This window comes from Chelativorans sp. ZYF759 (genome assembly GCF_012911015.1).
Lineage (GTDB): Bacteria > Pseudomonadota > Alphaproteobacteria > Rhizobiales > Rhizobiaceae > ZYF759.
This window is the reverse complement of sequence record NZ_WVVV01000004.1, coordinates 204,272-221,360: the sequence shown is the minus strand read 5'-3', so window position 1 is coordinate 221,360 and position 17,089 is coordinate 204,272. Positions and strand designations below refer to the sequence as shown.

Sequence of the window (17,089 nt, the reverse complement as noted above, 5' to 3'; positions counted from 1 at the left end):
AGGCGGACCTCGATTTGATTGCGCATGCTTTGCTGCTGCGATCAATGACCGGAGGAGATATCATGCCGAATGCACGAACCATTCAGAAGATGCTCCTTGCCATGCTGGCGGTGACCTGGCTGGTCATGCCGGCTGTCGCCCAGGACGACGATCCGCTGGCCGCGCTGGTCGATGCCTGGCTGTCCTCGCCGCATGGCGACTATCATTCTCCCTCCTTTACCTATTGGAACGCTGACGGCGAGGTGCCCGTTGCCTGCGCCGCCTGCCACTCGCAGACCGGTTTCATCGATTTTCTGGGCGCCGACGGCTCGACGCCCGGCGAGGTGAACCATCCCGGTACCATCAATTCGCCCATCGGCTGCGCCGCCTGCCACACGACGGCCGCGCATGAGTTGGACAGCGTCACCTTCCCGTCCGGCGTCCAGGTCTCGAGCCTGGGCGATTCGGCGACCTGCAGCGTCTGTCATGGCGGCCGGCAGTCCGGCGACGCGGTGACAGCTGCCACCGGCGCCATCGGCGAGGACGACGTCTCCGGGGATCTGGGCTTCATCAACATCCATTATGGCGTCGCGGCATCGGTGATGCACGGCGCGGAGGTGCGTGGCGGCTATCACTACCCGGATCGGCCCTATGCGGGGCGCTTTGCCCACGTGCCGAGCGCCAACACCTGCACGGACTGCCACGACCCGCATTCCACCCGCGTCGCGACCGATTCCTGCATGGCATGTCATCGCGGCGTCGAAGACGTGCGCGACATTCGCACCCGCCACGGCGATTTCGATGGCGATGGCCATACGGCGGGCGGCATCCATGCCGAGATCGTGGGGTTGCATGGGCAGCTCTATGCGGCGATCCAGGCCTATGCCCGGGATGTCGCGGACACGCCCATCGCCTATGCGAACCGCTTCCCCTATTTCTTCGTCGATGCGGATGGCGACGGCGAGATCGCCCTTGAAGACGCCATCATGCCCAACCGCTATGCCAGCTGGACGCCGCGACTCCTGAAGGCGGCCTACAACTATCAGGTCGTCAAGAAGGACCCGGGCGGCTATGTGCACAATCCGACCTATATCCTGCAGCTGCTGCATGACAGTCTGGAGAGCCTGGCGGGCGAGGTCGATATCGACATGTCCGCCATGCAGCGGCCCTGACGGCGGGGTCGTCTGGGGTGGCTGACCGTCGGGGCGAACCAGACAATGGTTGACGGCACCCGCAACACTGCCGCCGCCGGCTGGGATCAGGCCAGCCTCCTGACCGCCGTCACGGGTGCAGGCATGGTCTTGGCCATGGTCGGCACGTGGGTCCTGCCCGACCCGGTGGGCGCACCGCTTGCGCTCGCAGGTCTCGCCGCGGTCTATGCGGCAGGCGGCATTCCGGCCGGTTTGCGCGCGCTGAGAGCGCTCATTTTCGAGCGCGTCCTCGACATCGATCTGCTGATGGTCGTTGCGGCGCTGGCCGCCGCGGCCGTCGGGGCGCCGCTCGAAGGGGCGGTGCTGCTGACGCTGTTCAGCATCTCCACCACGCTCGAGGCGCGCGCATTGGGTCGCGCTCGGCGCGCCATCGAGGCGTTGATGGCACTGCGGCCGGAAACTGCGTTACGCAAGATGAAAGGCGGCGGAGAGGAGGAAGTGCCGGTCGCCCTGCTCGCGCCCGGCGACCTGGTGGTGCTGCGTCCGGGCGCCCGGGTGCCGGCCGACGGCGTGATCGTGGAAGGTCAGGGCGCGCTGGACGAATCGACCATCACGGGCGAATCCATGCCTGTCCACAAGCAGCCCGGCGCGCAGGTCTTCGAGGCGACCGTCAATCTCGATGGCGTGCTGGAAATCCGCGTCTCCAAAGCGCTTGCCGAAAGCACGGTGGCGCGCATGATCGCGCTGGTGACGGAGGCGCAGGCCGCAAAGGCGCCGTCAGAACGTTTCAGCGCCTGGTTCGGCCAGCGTTATACGATCGCCGTCATGGTTGGCGCGACGCTGGCCTTTCTTGCCTTCCTGTGGCTCGGCCGCGGCTGGGAGGAGGCGCTTTACCGGGCCGCCGTGCTGCTGGTGGCCGCGAGCCCTTGTGCCATCGTGATTTCGGTGCCCGCCGCGATCCTTTCGGCACTGTCGGCGGCGGCGCGTGGTGGCGTCCTGTTCAAGGGTGGCGCGGCGCTGGAGACGCTTGCCACGGTCACGAGCTTTGCCTTCGACAAGACCGGGACATTGACCACCGGCACGGCCGAGGTCACGGATGTCGTCGTCATGGAGGACGAAGAGATGGAACTCCTTGCCGTTCTGGCGGGACTGGAGGCCCATTCCGAACACCATGTCGGCGCAGCGATCCGCCGCCATGCCGAAGCCACAGGCACCGTGCCGGCCCGTATCCGCAACGTCGTCTCAAGACCCAGCGAAGGGATCGAGGGCCACGACGGAATAGGTGTCGTATGGGCCGGCAATGCGCGCCTTGCCGAACGGATGCAGGCCCGGCTTGATCGGCCTGAACTCGCCGATCTTCAGGGCGGCGCCCAGACCATCATCTATGTCGGGCGCGGCGATCGGCTGCTTGGCGCGGTGGCGTTGGCCGATACGGTGCGCGCCAGTTCCGCCCGGGCCATCGCGGCGCTGCGCGCCTCCGGCGTGCGGGAAATCGTGATGATGACCGGCGACCGCAAGCCGGTGGCGCGCAGGATCGGCGCCGAACTAGGGCTCGCATCCGACGCCATACATGCCGACATGCTGCCGCAGGACAAGGTGCGTGAAGTCGGCGAGATGTCGGCGCGCGGCAAGGTGGCTTTTGTCGGCGACGGGGTAAACGACGCCGCGGCGCTGGCCAGGGCCGATGTCGGGATCGCCATGGGTGCCGCCGGATCGGAGGTCGCGCTACAGGCGGCCGACGTGGCGCTGCTGTCGCAGGACATGACGCGGCTGGCTGCCGCCCACCGTCTGTCGCGTCGCGCGGCAACCGTCATCCGCCAGAACCTGATCTTCGCCATCGGGGCGATGCTCATCCTGGTGACCGGCGGGCTCTTCTTCGACCTGCCCCTGCCGCTGGCCGTGATCGGCCATGAAGGCGGCACCGTGCTGGTGGTGCTGAACGGCCTGAGGCTTCTCGCCGATCCGATCCGTGCGGATCGCGACAAGCCTGCCCGGGCCGCAGCGGGGTTCGCGCCGGGCCACCGGCTGCATGCGCGCCGGGTGCCGCGCTAGCGGCGTGCCCCACTCTCTGTCAGGATCCGCCTTGCCCAGTCGCGCACTTTGGCGGCCATGGCGTCGAGGTGGTCGGCATGGGAAAGGCCGGTCAGTTTGCGGCGCGGCCTGAGGTCGTGGTCGCCATCCTCGAGCCAGAACAGTTCGATCTGCCGCGACAGACGGTAGGACGCAACCTCCTCGCGTGTGCCGAACGCGTCGCGCGTGCCCTGGCAGATCAGACAGGGAGTGGCCAGGGCTTCCAGGTGGGTCGTACGCAATTGCTGCGGCTTGGCGGGTGGATGGAACGGGTAACCGAGGCACAACACACCTGCAACACGGCCTTCTCGGTGCAGCGGGTCGGCGATCATTGAGGCCACGCGTCCGCCCATCGACTTGCCGCCGATGAAGAGCGGTCCCGGCAACGACACGGCGTCGATGGCCGCAAGGTATTCGTCGCGCAGCAATTCCGCCTTCGGCGGCGGCTTGCGCGCGCCCAGGCGTCGCGCTTCCATATAGGCGAATTCGAAGCGCGCGACGCGGAAGCCCGCCGTGGCAAGCACGCGCACAAGCGCGTTCATGCCGTCCGAATCCATCGCCGCACCGGCCCCGTGGGCGAGGATGAGGCTCGCGAAGGCGTCTTCCGGTCCGTCGATCAGATAGTGCACTTGCAGGGGTCTTTCATGGGCGGTCGCCGCTGGCATTGGTTTCCTTTACCCATTATCCGGGCGGGAGAGAAAGTCTGCTTGGGCCAAGGAGCCGATAGAATTGACCGACTACGTATTTCCGCCGGCCGAGCCGGCCAGTGTCGCGATCGCCGGTTCGGCGGCGCGTTTTCCGGTGCGCCGCATCTTCTGCGTGGGGCGCAACTATGCCGCCCATGCGATCGAGATGGGCGGAGACCCCGAGCGCGAGGCACCGTTCTTCTTCACCAAGCCTTCCGATGCGGTGGTCGACAGCGGAGTGACCATCCCCTATCCGGCGCTCACCAGCGACGTCCATCACGAGATCGAGCTGGTGGTAGCGATCGGCAAGGCCGGTTTCGAGATTGCGGAAGACGAGACCTTCGACCATGTCTGGGGCTATGGCGTCGGCATCGATCTCACCCGCCGCGATCTGCAGGGCGAGGCCAAGAAGGCGGGACGCCCCTGGGACTGGGCCAAGGGTTTCGACAATTCCGCGCCCTGCGCGCCGCTGCATGAAAAGGTGGGCAACGACCATCCGCGCGCGGGCCGTATCTGGCTGGCCGTCAACGGCGAACTTCGCCAGGACGCCGATCTTTCCGATCTCGTCTGGAACGTCGCCGAGATTGTCGCGATCTGCAGCCGCGCGGTCGAACTGCGAGCCGGCGACCTGATCTATACGGGCACGCCGGCCGGTGTCGGCCCGGTTGCGCGCGGCGACGTGGTTACGGGCGGTATTGAGGGCTTCGGTGAGATCGAACTACGGCTCGAATAGGCTGGGGTGGGCATTTTCAGGTGGTCGTCTCTGCGGCCCGCAGCCGAACCCGCTCGCCAATCAGGCGCCAGATGGTCTGGCCGGCGGGCGAGAGCGTCCGCGCATGCGGGCGCAGCATGGCATAGGCCGTCACCGCCAGATCGGTCGCGACGGGCAGGAGCGCGATGCGGGCATTGAGCCCGTCGCGGTCCGAAAAGAAGGTGGCGACGGCGCGCGAGACCGGCGCAATGGCGTTGGACTGCGAAATCAGCGCTAGCGTCATCAGCATGGAAGAGGTCGACAGGATGCGGGCCGGCAGCTCCAGTCCGCGCTCCAGGAGATGGGTCTCCACCGTGTGGCGCAAGAGCCCGCCCGGGGCCTGCAGGACCCAGTCGTAACCCACGCAGTCGTCCAGCGTCGTCGCCCCCGTCCGCAGCAGCGGATGGCCCTCGCGCACGACCAGCGCCACGGGCTCCTCGCCTACCGGCTCGGCGGCGAAGAGCCCATGGTCGAAATCCTGCGGGATGCGGCCGATGTAGAAGTCGAGTTTTTCCGAGACCATCAGCTCGGCGAGCTTGTCGCTCGTGTCGACCGTCACATTGCTCAGAATGCCGGGATGGGTCACCCGCACCTGGCGCAGCACCGGCAGCACCAGCTCGATGGCGGGGCCGGTTACTGCCCCGATCGCGACCGTACCTCTCAGCCCCGTCTCCACCTCCGCGATCTGGCGCCCCGCCGCGTCGAGGTCGCGCATCAGCTTGCGCGCCCAGCGGGCCAGCGCCAGCCCGCTGTCGGTCAGCGTGATGCCGCGCGAATGGCGCCGATACAGGGCGGCCTCGGCAATCCGGTCGAGCTCTCCGAGAAGCCGCGAGGCGGCGGGCTGCGACATTGCGAGCTGCCCGGCGGCGGCGCTGATCTGCCCGGTTTCGGCCAGGGCCGCGATGAGCCTCAGATGCGCGAGCTTCAGGCCCCGTCGAACCAGCCGGTCGCGGCCCTGGCCTGTCAGTCCGTCGGGGTCGGGCATGTCGATCATGGTTGCGATATAGCACAAACGCATATCACTTCCCAGATTGCGAATTTGACCTCGCATATCGCGCGTCGATAGCGTCGTGGTCCCGATGCTGATCGGGAGGAGGATCGCCGCGCCTGTCGGGCTGCGGCGAAAGGTTGAAAAAGCACCTTGGGAGGAATCAGGATGCGCTTCTTCACGGCCGCGCTCGCGGCAACGGCAATGACGGCGACCCTCATGGCGACGCCGGTTCTCGCTCAGAACAGCGGCTATGTCGGCATCGCGATGCCGACCCAGTCCTCGGCGCGCTGGATATCGGACGGCAACTCCATGGTGGAGCAGTTCGAGGCCGCCGGCTACACCACCGATCTGCAATATGCCGAAGACGACATTCCCAACCAGCTGGCGCAGATCGAGAACATGATCGTGCGTGGCGTCGACGCGCTGGTCATCGCCTCGATCGACGGCACCACGCTGACCAACGCGCTCGAGACGGCGGCAGCCGAGGGCATTCCCGTCATCGCCTATGACCGCCTCATCCGCGGTTCCGAGCATGTCGACTATTACGCGACCTTCGACAATTTCCAGGTCGGCGTGCAGCAGGGCCAGTCGCTGCTCGACGGGCTCGATATCGAAAACAACGAGGGACCGTTCAACCTCGAGGTCTTCGGCGGCTCGCCGGACGACAACAACGCCTATTTCTTCTACGACGGCGCCATGAGCGTGCTGCAGCCCCATATCGACGACGGCACGCTGGTCATCCGCTCCGGTCAGACCGGCATGGACACGGTCGGCACGCTGCGCTGGGACGGATCGCTGGCCCAGGCCCGCATGGACAACCTCCTGTCTGCTCACTACTCCGACGAGCGCGTCGATGCCGTGTTGTCGCCCTATGACGGGCTTTCCATCGGCATCATCTCCTCGCTGAGGGGCGTGGGCTATGGCGACGAGGACATGCCGATGCCGATCGTCTCCGGCCAGGATGCCGAAATTCCTTCCGTCAAGGCGATCCTCGCCGGCGACCAGTACTCCACCATCTTCAAGGACACCCGCGAACTCGCGAGGGTCACCGTGGGCATGGTGCAGGCATTGCTGGAAGGCGGCGAGCCGGAGATCAACGACACCGAGACCTATGACAACGGCGTCAAGGTCGTTCCGTCCTACCTGCTCGTTCCCGTACTCGTGACCGCCGAGAACTGGGAGGAGGTCCTCGTCGGCTCGGGCTACTACACACGCGAGCAGATCGTCGACTGACGCAGTCATGGACGTGAAGGACACGGCGGCTCGACCGCGCCGCCGTGTCCTTGAGACATCCCACAGGCAGAAATCGGAATCGGTGCACAATGACCGTCATTCTCGAAATGAAGGGCATCACCAAGACTTTTCCGGGCGTCAACGCGCTCGACAATGTCAACATGACCGTCGAGCAAGGCGAGATCCACGCCCTGGTGGGCGAGAACGGCGCCGGCAAGTCGACGCTGATGAAGGTCCTGAGCGGGGTCTACCCGCATGGCGACTATGACGGCCAGATCTTCTTCGACGGCGAGGAACGCCGGTTCTATTCGATCGCCGACAGCGAGCGGTGCGGCATCGTCATCATCCACCAGGAACTCGCCCTGATCCCGCTGCTCTCCATCGCCGAGAACATCTTCCTCGGCAATGAATGCGCCAGGGGCGGCATCATGGACTGGAACGAGACCTACAGGCGCACCCAGCACCTGCTCGACCGCGTGTCCCTGAACGAGAACCCGCGCACCAAGGTCACGCATCTGGGATTGGGCAAGCAGCAGCTGGTCGAGATCGCCAAGGCGCTGTCCAAGGAAGTGAAGCTCCTGATCCTCGACGAGCCGACATCGAGCCTGAACGAAAAGGACAGCGAGAGCCTGCTCGAACTCCTGATGGAACTGAAGCGCAAGGGAATCGCCTCGATCCTGATCTCCCACAAGCTCAACGAGATCACCAAGGTCGCCGACCGGATCACGGTCCTGCGCGACGGCGCGACGGTCTCTACCCTCGATTGCCACAGCCAGGAGATCAGCGAGTCCGACATCGTGCGCGACATGGTTGGCCGGGCGCTGAAGGATCAGTTTCCGCCGCGCAAGCCGGTGATCGGGGAAACCATATTCGAGGTGCGCAACTGGACTGCCTATCACCCGATCCATGACGGTCGCAAAGTCGTCGACGACGTCAGCCTCCATGTGAAGGCCGGCGAGATCGTCGGCATTGCCGGGCTGATGGGCGCCGGGCGAACCGAACTCGCGATGAGCGTCTTCGGGCGCTCCTATGGCAGCAACATTGGCGGCGAGGTTTTGATCCACGGACGACCGACCGACGTGTCGACGGTGCCCAAGGCCATCAAGGCCGGGCTCTGTTATGCCACGGAAGATCGCAAGACATACGGTCTGGTGCTCATCAACGACATCCGCCAGAACATCCCGCTTGCCAATCTGAAAGGGATCGCCAACGGGATCGTGGTCGACAATCGTCGCGAGCGCGAGGTGGCGCAGACCTACCGTGCGCGCATGTCGATCAAGAGCTCCGGCATCGACCAGAAGACGGTCAATCTGTCGGGCGGCAACCAGCAGAAGGTCGTGCTCAGCAAGTGGCTTTATGCCGAGCCCGACATCCTGATCCTCGACGAACCGACACGCGGCATCGATGTCGGCGCGAAATATGAAATCTACACCATCATCAACGACCTCGCGGCCGCCGGGAAGGCCGTCATCATCATCTCGTCCGAGATGCCGGAACTGCTCGGCATGTCGGACCGGATCTACGTGATGAACGAGGGCCGGTTCGTTGGCGAGCTGGCTTCTGGCGAAGCCTCGCAGGAGCGCATCATGGGCATGATCCTGCGCAGCGGCCGCTCCGTCACCGACCATCCCCCGACCGAAAAGACTACGGAACTGGACCTGCAATACCATGGCTGACACTACCCAGACCCGCGCCCAGCACGCGCAAATGCCAGCGATGGCCTATCTGCGCACGCATATCCGTGAATACGGCATCCTGTTCGCCCTGATCGCGATCATGGTGTTCTTCACAATCGCGACCGATGGCATCCTTCTGCGGCCGACCAACCTGACCAATCTGGTGCTGCAGAATTCCTACATCGTGATCATGGCGGTGGGCATGCTCATGGTCATCGTGTGCGGCCACATCGACCTGTCTGTCGGCTCGGTGATGGGCTTCATCGGCGCGCTGTCTGCGGTGCTCATCGTGCAATGGGGCATACCCTATCCGATCGCGGCCCTGATCTGCCTCGCAGTCGGGGCCGCCATCGGGGCTGCCCAGGGCTACTGGATCGCCTATTGGCGCATTCCCTCCTTCATCGTCACCCTGGCTGGCATGCTGGTCTTCAAGGGCATGATGATGGTGCTCCTGAAAGGGCAGTCGGTCGGCCCGTTCCCCAACGAGTTCCGCGCGCTTGCCTCGGGCTTCATCCCCGACGTGACCGGCTTCGACGGTTTTCACATGACCTCGATGCTGCTCGGCATCCTGACTGCGGCCATCCTGGTCTATGTCAGCGTCCGCTCGCGCCAGAAGGAAGCCAGCTTCGGCACGCCCGAAGAGCCCTTCGCCTTCTTCATCGGCCGCAATGCGATCGTGACGGTGGCGATCGTCTACCTGACCTACCTGCTGGCGACCTCGCGCGGACTGCCCAACGTCTTCATCGTGATGGCGGTGCTGATCGCAGGCTACAGCTTCATTGCCCGCCAGACGACGATCGGCCGACGCATCTATGCGGTCGGTGGCAACAAGAACGCCGCCAAGCTTTCCGGCATCAATGCGGAGCGGCTGACCTTCCTGACCTTCGCCAATATGGGCATGCTGGCGGCACTCGCAGGGCTTGTCTTTGCCGCGCGCCTCAACATGGCGACGCCCAAGGCCGGCGAGACCTTCGAGCTCGACGTGATCGCGGCCGTCTTCATCGGCGGCGCCTCGATGGCCGGTGGCGTCGGCACGGTGGTCGGCGCGGTGGTCGGGGCCTTCATCATGGGCGTGATGAACAACGGCATGTCGATCATGGGCATCGGCATCGACTGGCAGCAGATGATCAAGGGCCTGGTGCTGCTCGCGGCCGTGGTTTTCGATGTCTACAACAAGAACAAGACCTGAGGAACGAGCATGCTGCTGTCACAGATCAAACGCACGGACGGCTCGCTTGCCGTCGTCGCACGCGAGGGTACCGAGGCCTACGAGGTCAAGGGGGCTTCGAGCGTCTACGACCTCGCCACCAACTGCGCGGAGAACGGAACCGGCATTGCCGCACGCATCGACAGCCTCGGCTTCGGACGCGCCGTCGACCTTGAGGCGGCGTATGAGGAGGGCCGTCTCCTCTCGCCGATCCACCACCCGGATCCAGCCCACCTTCATCTGACCGGGACCGGTCTCACCCATCTCGGCTCCGCCGCGACCCGCGACGCGATGCATCGCAAGGCGAATGCGGAGGAAGAGGAGACGTTGACCGATTCCATGAAGATGTTCCGCATGGGCCTGGAGGACGGAAAGCCGGCCAACGGCCATGCCGGGGTCCAGCCCGAATGGTTCTACAAGGGCAATGGCGCCAATGTCGTGGCGCCGGGGGCAGCGCTGCCGTCGCCTGCCTTCGCGGAAGATGCGGGCGAGGAGCCGGAGATCGCCGGCATCTATCTGATCGGACAGGACGGCACGCCGTTCAGGATCGGTTTCGCGCTCGCCAATGAATTCTCCGATCATGTCATGGAGCGGCGGAACTATCTCTACCTCGCCCACTCAAAGCTGAGGCCGGCCGCTTTCGGGCCCGAGATCCGCATCGGACCACTACCCGCCGACATTCAGGGCACCTCCCGCATCCGCCGGGACGGGGAGGTGATTTTCGAAAAGCCGTTTCTCTCGGGCGAGCAGAACATGTCGCACAGCATTGCGAATCTGGAACACCACCACTTCAAATATGCACTCTTCCGCCAACCCGGCGACGTCCACGTCCACATGTTCGGCACCGCGACGCTGTCCTTCGCGGACGGCATCTCGACGAGGCGCGGCGACGAGTTCGAAATCGAGGCTCCGGGCTTCGGCCTGCCTTTGCGCAACCGGCTTTCGGTCGATGATGCGGTCGGCAGGCAAGCCGTCCTCGTTCACGCCCTCTGAGAGCGAGGCACAGCGAGGATGACCTTTCGAAAGGCTGAATGGCCGCGCAGGCTGCGCTCCGCCGAATGGTTCGGCGGGACCTCCCGCGATCATATCTATCACCGTTCCTGGATGAAGAACCAGGGATTGCCGGCCGACCTCTTCGACGGCAGGCCCGTGATCGGCATCTGCAACACCTGGTCCGAACTGACGCCCTGCAACGCGCATCTGCGCGATCTCGCCCAGCGCGTGAAACACGGGATCTACGAGGCCGGCGGGTTGCCGGTCGAGTTCCCGGTCTTCTCGACGGGCGAGAGCGCGCTCCGGCCCACGGCGATGATGTACCGCAATCTGGCGGCCATGGATGTGGAGGAGGCGCTGCGCGCCAACCCGCTCGACGGCGTCGTGCTCTTGGTCGGTTGCGACAAGACCACGCCGGCGCTGCTCATGGGGGCCGCCAGCGTTGACATCCCGGCTATCGCGGTCTCAGGCGGGCCGATGCTCAATGGCTGGTTCCGCGGCGAGCGGGTCGGCTCCGGCACGGCACTCTGGCAGATGAGCGAGGCGATCAAGGCCGGCACCATGTCGAGCGAGGATTTCCTCGAAGCCGAGCAGGCCATGAGCCGTTCGCCCGGCTCCTGCAACACGATGGGCACCGCGTCGTCGATGGCGTCGATGACCGAGGCGCTCGGCATGGCGCTGTCGGGTAACGCCGCTATTCCGGCGATCGATTCCAGGCGCCGCGTGATGGCGCATCTGACCGGCCGGCGCATCGTCGAGATGGTCAAGGACGATCTGAAGCCCTCCGACATCCTGACCCGCGAGGCGTTCGAGAACGCGATCCGGGTCAATGGCGCGATCGGCGGGTCGACCAACGCGGTCATCCATCTGCTCGCCATTGCCGGCCGTGTCGGCATCGACCTGACGCTCGATGACTGGGACCGGCTCGGCCGCGACGTGCCGACGCTCGTGAACCTCATGCCGTCGGGCAAGTACCTCATGGAAGAGTTCTTCTATGCGGGCGGCCTGCCGGTCGTCCTTCGCATGCTGGGCGAGGCGGGTCTGTTGCACAGGCAGGCGCTCACCGTCTCGGGGCAGGGGGTCTGGGACGAGGTCGAGGGCGCCCGCAACTGGAACGAGGACGTCATCCGCCCGGTCGACAAGGCGCTGACGGCCCAGGGCGGCATCGCGGTGCTGAGGGGCAATCTGGCGCCGGGCGGCGCAATCCTGAAACCCTCGGCCGCCAGCCCCCACCTCATGCAGCACCGCGGCCGCGCCGTCGTCTTCGAGGACATCGACGACTACAAGGCAAGGATTGGCGACGAGGCGCTCGACATCGACGAGACCTCCATCATGGTGCTCAAGAATTGCGGCCCACGCGGTTATCCTGGCATGGCCGAGGTCGGGAACATGGGCCTGCCGCCAAAAGTGCTGAGGAAGGGCATCACCGACATGATCCGCATTTCGGATGCCCGCATGTCGGGCACGGCCTACGGCACGGTGATCCTTCACACCTCGCCTGAAGCCGCCATCGGCGGGCCTCTCGCCATCGTGCGCACCGGCGACATGATCGAGGTGGATGTGGCCGCGCGTCGTCTGCATCTCGACGTGGCCGAGCACGAGATCGTGGCCCGTCTCGCCGCCTGGCGGCCGACCGTCCAGGCGCCTGCGAGCGGCTATGCGCGGCTTTTCCACACCCATGTGGAAGGCGCCGATACGGGCGCCGATTTCGACTTCCTCAAGGGCCGGCGCGGCAATGAGGTGCCCCGTGACAGCCACTGAGATCGCGATCGTGGGCGTCGGCAAGATCGCCCGCGACCAGCACCTCCCGTCGATCGCGGCCAACGCCGCCTTCCACCTCGCCGCCACCGTCAGCCGCAGCGGCGGCATCGACGGCGTCGAGAACCACGCCACGCTGGAAACGCTGCTGGCCGCGCGTCCCGACATCGGCGCCGTCGCGCTCTGCATGCCGCCGCAGGTCCGCTACGAGGCAGCCCGCGCAGCCCTTCTTGCCGGCCGCCACGTGCTTCTTGAAAAACCGCCCGGCGCGACGCTGGCCGAGGTGGAGGCGCTGAAGGCGCTGGCCGCGCAAAAGGGCCTGGCGCTCTTCGCCACCTGGCATTCACGCTTCGCGGCAGGCGTCGGGCCGGCGCGCGACTGGCTGGCCGGCAAGGAGATCAGCAAGGTCGAGATCGTCTGGAAGGAGGATGTGCGCCGCTGGCATCCCGGCCAGGACTGGATCTGGCAGGCGGGCGGACTCGGCGTCTTCGATCCCGGCATCAACGCGCTGTCGATCCTGACCGAGATCCTGCCCGTGCCGGCTCATGTCACCTCGGCAATGCTCGAGTTTCCCGAAGGCCGCGACGCCCCCATCGCGGCCGAACTGCGCCTGCGGGGCGCCACGGGCTTCGACGTGCAGGCGGAGTTCGACTGGCGCCAGACCGGGCCGCAGACCTGGACGATCGAGGTCGTGACAGGGGAGGGTCGCCTGCTACTGTCGCAGGGCGGCGCCGAGCTCGACATCGAGGGCGAGGCGCCGTTGCGCGACCGCGACCACGAATATGAGGGCATCTACGCCCGCTTCGCCGAACTGGTGGCGGCGGCCAAGATCGATGTCGATCTTGCGCCGCTCACCCATGTGGCCGATGCCTTCATGCTGGGGCGGCGGGTCGTCGTCGAACCTTTCGAGGACTAGGAACGGATATTGGAGATTTTGCAGTGACCGAGACATACCAGCCGCATGGCCGCCACCTGATCGCGGGCGAATGGGTCGAAGGCACGGAGACTTTCCGTTCCGATCCCGTTTCGGGCGCGGCATCCGCCTTCGCGGTGGGCGGGGCCGCGGAGATCGATCGCGCCTGCAAGGCGGCCGAGGCGGCCTTTGCCACCTATGGCTGGTCGCGGCGCGAAGAGCGCGCGGCCTTCCTCGAGGCGATCGCCGATGCGATCGAAAAGCGTGGTCCCGCCATCACTGACATCGGCACGCGCGAGAGCGGGCTTCCCGCCGCGCGGCTCGAAGGTGAGCGCGGCCGCACCACGGGCCAGCTCCGGCTCTTTGCCAGCCATATCCGCGACGGCGCCTATCTCGACAGCCGCCACGACGCGGCCATGCCCGACCGCAAGCCCGCGCCGCGCCCGGAAATCAGGCTCGTTCAGCGGCCGATCGGCCCGGTCGGCGTGTTCGGCGCGTCGAACTTCCCGCTGGCTTTCTCGACAGCCGGCGGCGACACCGCTTCGGCGCTGGCCGCCGGTTGCCCGGTCGTGGTCAAGGGTCATCCTGCCCATCCCGGCACGGCGGAAATCGTTGCGGAAGCGATCCTGGAGGCGATCGAGGCGACGGGCCAGCCGGCTGGCGTCTTCTCGCTGATCCAGTCCAACACCAATGCGGCCGGCGAGGCACTGGTGAAGCACCCCGCCATCAAGGCGATCGGCTTCACGGGCTCGCTGAGGGGTGGGCGGGCACTGTTCGACCTCGCCGTCGCGCGCGAGGAGCCGATCCCCTTCTATGGCGAGCTCGGTTCCGTCAATCCGGTCTTTGTCCTGCCGCATGCAGCCGCCGCCCGCGCGGCCGATATCGGCCGCGACTGGGCCGGCTCGCTCACCATGGGGGTGGGACAGTTCTGCACCAATCCGGGCGTGGTCATCGTGCCGGCGGGCGACCCGGCCCAGCGTTTCGAGGCGGCCGCGGGCGAGGCGCTCACCGCTGCCGGTCCACAGCCGATGCTCACGCAGGGCATCGCCAAGGCCTATCGCGAGGGTGTGGCGCGTGTGGGCGCCAGCAACGCCGTGCGCACCATACTGTCGGGAGCGACCGAGGGCCGCGAGGCCCTGCCGGCCCTGTTTGCGACCGATGGCGAGACCTTCGCCTCCAATCCCGAACTCGGCGAAGAGGTGTTCGGTCCCATGGGCATCGTCGTTGCCGTGGGGTCGGATGACGAGATGGTCGCGGTTGCCGGCCGCCTGCACGGGCAGTTGACCGTCACGCTGCAGATGGATGCCGACGACAGGGCGCTGGCGCGGCGCCTGCTGCCGCTGATTGAACAGAAGGCCGGCCGCATTCTCGCCAACGGTTTTCCGACCGGCGTGGAAGTGGTCGATGCCATGATGCATGGCGGGCCCTATCCGGCCAGCACCAATGCATCGGCGACCTCGGTGGGTACGCTGGCGATCAGGCGCTTCCTTCGCCCGGTCTCCTTCCAGAATTTGAGCGAGGAGCTTCTCGACGGCTATCTGGACGCCTGAGCCTGCTGCCGGTCGCGGCGGGCGTTAGCCCAGCAGCCCGCGGCCGGCCAGATTGCGCATCAGTGCGCCCGTCCCGAAGGTCCATTCGGGCGCCTCTGTGGAAAGCCGCACGGTGTTGACCAGCGCGCCCAGTTCCGGCGTGGCGATGTTCACCACGTCGCCGGCATGGTGGGTGAAGCCCTGGCCCGGCGCGTCTCGGTCCTTCACGGGCGCGAACATCGTGCCCAGATAGAGCATGAAGCCGTCAGGATACTGGTGGTGGCGCCCGCGTGTCTGGGCCACCAGATCAGCTGGATCGCGGCTGATCTCGGCCATGGAGGAGCGGCCGTCGAGCACAAAGCCGTCTTCGCCCTCCACCTTCATGGTCAGTTCCATCGCCCGCACCGTGTCGAGCGTGAAGTCATCGTCGAAGAGGCGGATGAAGGGACCTATGCTCGCCGAGGCGTTGTTGTCCTTGGCCTTGCCGAGAAGCAGCGCGGAGCGGCCCTCGACATCGCGCAGGTTCACATCGTTGCCGAGCGTGGCACCGACGATGCGGCCCGTGCTGTCGACGGCCAGCACCACTTCGGGCTCGGGATTGTTCCAGCTCGATGCCGGGTGCAGGCCGACGCTGGCGCCCCAGCCCACCGCGCTCATGGCTTGAGCCTTGGTGAAGACCTCGGCGTCCGGGCCGATGCCGACCTCGAGATACTGGCTCCACAGCCCCTCGGCCTGAAGCAGCGCCTTGACCTTCGCCGCCTCCGCGGAGCCGGGCACCAGGTCGCGCAGGCTCTCGCCGACCGCGCCTGCGATGCGCGTACGGATTTCCTCGGCACGCCCGGCGTCGCCGCCCGCGCGCTCCTCGATGACCCGTTCCAGCATGGAGCGGGCGAAGGTAACGCCGCACGCTTTCACCGCCTGCAAATCGCAAGGGGCGAGCAGGCGCGTGGCGTCATCGGGGCCTTCCCGGCTGGCTGCGGCGGCCTCGTCGAGCGAGCCGATATCCTCGCCCTCGACCGAGCCGACGAATTCCGCGAGGTCTTCGCGCTCCAGAAGGTCGCGCATCGTTGGCGCGGCCGGGGTGGTGATGTCGACCAGGCGCCCGTCGCGAAGGGTGACGACGGCCGGGCCGATGCCGGCGCGCCAGACGCGGCCGACGAACGATCCCTCGGAAGGAAGCCGGATCATCTCATTCTCCTTGTTCGAAAGCCTCTTCGCGCTTCGCAGCGCGCCGTTCGCGCACCAGCAGCAACAGGCCCGCGCCGATGATGATGCCGCCGCCGATCAGCATCAGGGCGCCGGGCACATCGGCGAAAAACAGCCAGCCCAGGATGATCGCCCATGGCAGAAGCGTGTATTGCAGCGGCGCCACCAGCGCGGCATCGGCCAGTTTCAGCGCGCGGTTGACGCAGAGATGCGCGCCCATGGCGACGACGCCCAGAAGGCCGAGCAGCATCCAGTCGATGCTACCGGGCGCCGCCCATTCGAAGGGTGCCAGCACCAGCCCCGCGACGCCCGCGCCGACCAGTTGCCAGAAGACGAGCGCGGTATCGGGCGTGCGCCTGAGTGTGCGGCCGGTCAATACCATCAGGGCGAAACAGAGCGATCCGACCAAGGCGGTGGCGGTAGCGAAGAGCGAGACTTCTCCCGATGGCGTCAGCGCCACCAGCACCCCGACGAAGCCGATGGCGATCGCCGTCCATCGGATCGCGCCGACGCGCTCGCCGAGCAGGAAGGGGGAGAGCGCGGCAACATAGATGGGGACGGCCAACCAGTAGGTCATCACGTCGGCGAGCGGCAATTCGCGCACGGCGGCGTAGAAACAGAACACTTCCGCGGTCGAGAACACGACGCGCATGGCCTGCACCTTCGGCCGCTCCAGGCTGAAGAGGCGCGCCGGTCCGAACATCCACAGAAAGGGCGCCAGGATGATGAGGGCCGCCAGGCTGCGGATGAGAAGCACCTGGCCCACGCCGTAGCTCGCCACCATCCACTTGCCCATCGCGTCGTTGAGCGAGAACAGGAACATGCCCACGAACATCAAGAGGACGCCGATCACCGGCGCGCTGAGAAGAGGCTGTTGCGCGGTGCCAACCGGTTGCATGCTGGGAATCCGAACGGGGTGGGGCAGGGGAGCCGGGGCGCGCGGGGC

14 protein-coding genes are annotated in these 17,089 nt (G+C 66.4%); 10 read left to right on the top strand and 4 right to left on the bottom strand.

Features of this window, described 5'->3' with window-relative positions; all coding sequences use genetic code 11:
- Positions 1-62 precede the first annotated feature (62 nt).
- Together GRZ55_RS08900 and GRZ55_RS08895 are read left to right on the top strand one after the other, a co-directional pair.
- The gene (locus GRZ55_RS08900; protein WP_246734612.1) at positions 63-1,151 is read left to right on the top strand and encodes a polyheme membrane-associated cytochrome C; all 1,089 of its coding nucleotides are present in this window, start codon (positions 63-65) and stop codon (positions 1,149-1,151) included.
- Positions 1,152-1,196: 45 nt separating this feature from the next.
- Positions 1,197-3,182 (top strand): cation-translocating P-type ATPase, encoded by a 1,986-nt coding sequence (locus GRZ55_RS08895; RefSeq protein ID WP_169286541.1) that lies wholly within the window; start codon positions 1,197-1,199, stop codon positions 3,180-3,182.
- Here GRZ55_RS08895 and GRZ55_RS08890 read toward each other — a convergent pair.
- Positions 3,179-3,835 carry an alpha/beta family hydrolase gene (locus GRZ55_RS08890; RefSeq protein WP_169286665.1) on the bottom strand — a complete coding sequence of 219 codons (657 nt, stop codon included), beginning with the start codon at positions 3,833-3,835 and terminating at the stop codon, positions 3,179-3,181. The genes GRZ55_RS08895 and GRZ55_RS08890 overlap by 4 nt on opposite strands.
- Positions 3,836-3,929: 94 nt before the next feature.
- Here GRZ55_RS08890 and GRZ55_RS08885 point away from each other — a divergent pair, with 94 nt between their 5' ends.
- A complete protein-coding gene (locus tag GRZ55_RS08885) occupies positions 3,930-4,619 on the top strand; it encodes a fumarylacetoacetate hydrolase family protein (RefSeq protein ID WP_169286540.1) in 690 nt (229 codons plus the stop codon).
- Between the two features lie 16 nt (positions 4,620-4,635).
- Here the strand turns inward: GRZ55_RS08885 and GRZ55_RS08880 are convergent, their stop codons facing one another.
- Entirely contained in the window at positions 4,636-5,655 is a 1,020-nt protein-coding gene (locus GRZ55_RS08880; RefSeq protein WP_210257283.1) for a LysR substrate-binding domain-containing protein, read from the bottom strand.
- A 138-nt stretch (positions 5,656-5,793) separates the two neighbouring features.
- Between GRZ55_RS08880 and chvE the strand changes: the two genes are divergently transcribed.
- From chvE to GRZ55_RS08845, 7 genes are all read left to right on the top strand, one after another.
- A complete protein-coding gene (gene chvE, locus GRZ55_RS08875) occupies positions 5,794-6,861 on the top strand; it encodes a multiple monosaccharide ABC transporter substrate-binding protein (RefSeq protein WP_169286539.1) in 1,068 nt (355 codons plus the stop codon).
- 89 nt (positions 6,862-6,950) lie between these two features.
- A complete protein-coding gene (gene mmsA, locus GRZ55_RS08870; protein WP_169286538.1) occupies positions 6,951-8,537 on the top strand; it encodes a multiple monosaccharide ABC transporter ATP-binding protein in 1,587 nt (528 codons plus the stop codon).
- Positions 8,530-9,726: a multiple monosaccharide ABC transporter permease gene (gene mmsB / locus GRZ55_RS08865; RefSeq protein ID WP_169286537.1), complete on the top strand. Its 1,197-nt coding sequence runs from the start codon at positions 8,530-8,532 to the stop codon at positions 9,724-9,726. Before mmsA ends, mmsB begins: the two co-directional genes overlap by 8 nt.
- A gap of 9 nt (positions 9,727-9,735) precedes the next feature.
- Positions 9,736-10,737 carry an AraD1 family protein gene (gene araD1, locus GRZ55_RS08860; protein WP_169286536.1) on the top strand — a complete coding sequence of 334 codons (1,002 nt, stop codon included), beginning with the start codon at positions 9,736-9,738 and terminating at the stop codon, positions 10,735-10,737.
- Positions 10,738-10,755: 18 nt separating this feature from the next.
- Positions 10,756-12,498: an L-arabinonate dehydratase gene (gene araD / locus GRZ55_RS08855; RefSeq protein WP_169286535.1), complete on the top strand. Its 1,743-nt coding sequence runs from the start codon at positions 10,756-10,758 to the stop codon at positions 12,496-12,498.
- Positions 12,485-13,411 (top strand): Gfo/Idh/MocA family protein, encoded by a 927-nt coding sequence (locus GRZ55_RS08850; RefSeq protein ID WP_169286534.1) that lies wholly within the window; start codon positions 12,485-12,487, stop codon positions 13,409-13,411. The genes araD and GRZ55_RS08850 overlap by 14 nt, the downstream gene beginning before the upstream one ends.
- A 23-nt stretch (positions 13,412-13,434) precedes the next feature.
- Entirely contained in the window at positions 13,435-14,958 is a 1,524-nt protein-coding gene (locus GRZ55_RS08845) for an aldehyde dehydrogenase (NADP(+)) (RefSeq protein ID WP_169286533.1), read from the top strand.
- Positions 14,959-14,982: 24 nt separating this feature from the next.
- Here the strand turns inward: GRZ55_RS08845 and GRZ55_RS08840 are convergent, their stop codons facing one another.
- Both GRZ55_RS08840 and GRZ55_RS08835 read right to left on the bottom strand, forming a co-directional pair.
- Entirely contained in the window at positions 14,983-16,125 is a 1,143-nt protein-coding gene (locus tag GRZ55_RS08840) for a fumarylacetoacetate hydrolase family protein (RefSeq protein ID WP_169286532.1), read from the bottom strand.
- A gap of 1 nt (position 16,126) precedes the next feature.
- On the bottom strand, positions 16,127-17,041 hold the full coding sequence (locus GRZ55_RS08835) for a DMT family transporter (RefSeq protein ID WP_210257281.1): 915 nt from the start codon (positions 17,039-17,041) through the stop codon (positions 16,127-16,129).
- Positions 17,042-17,089 lie beyond the last annotated feature (48 nt).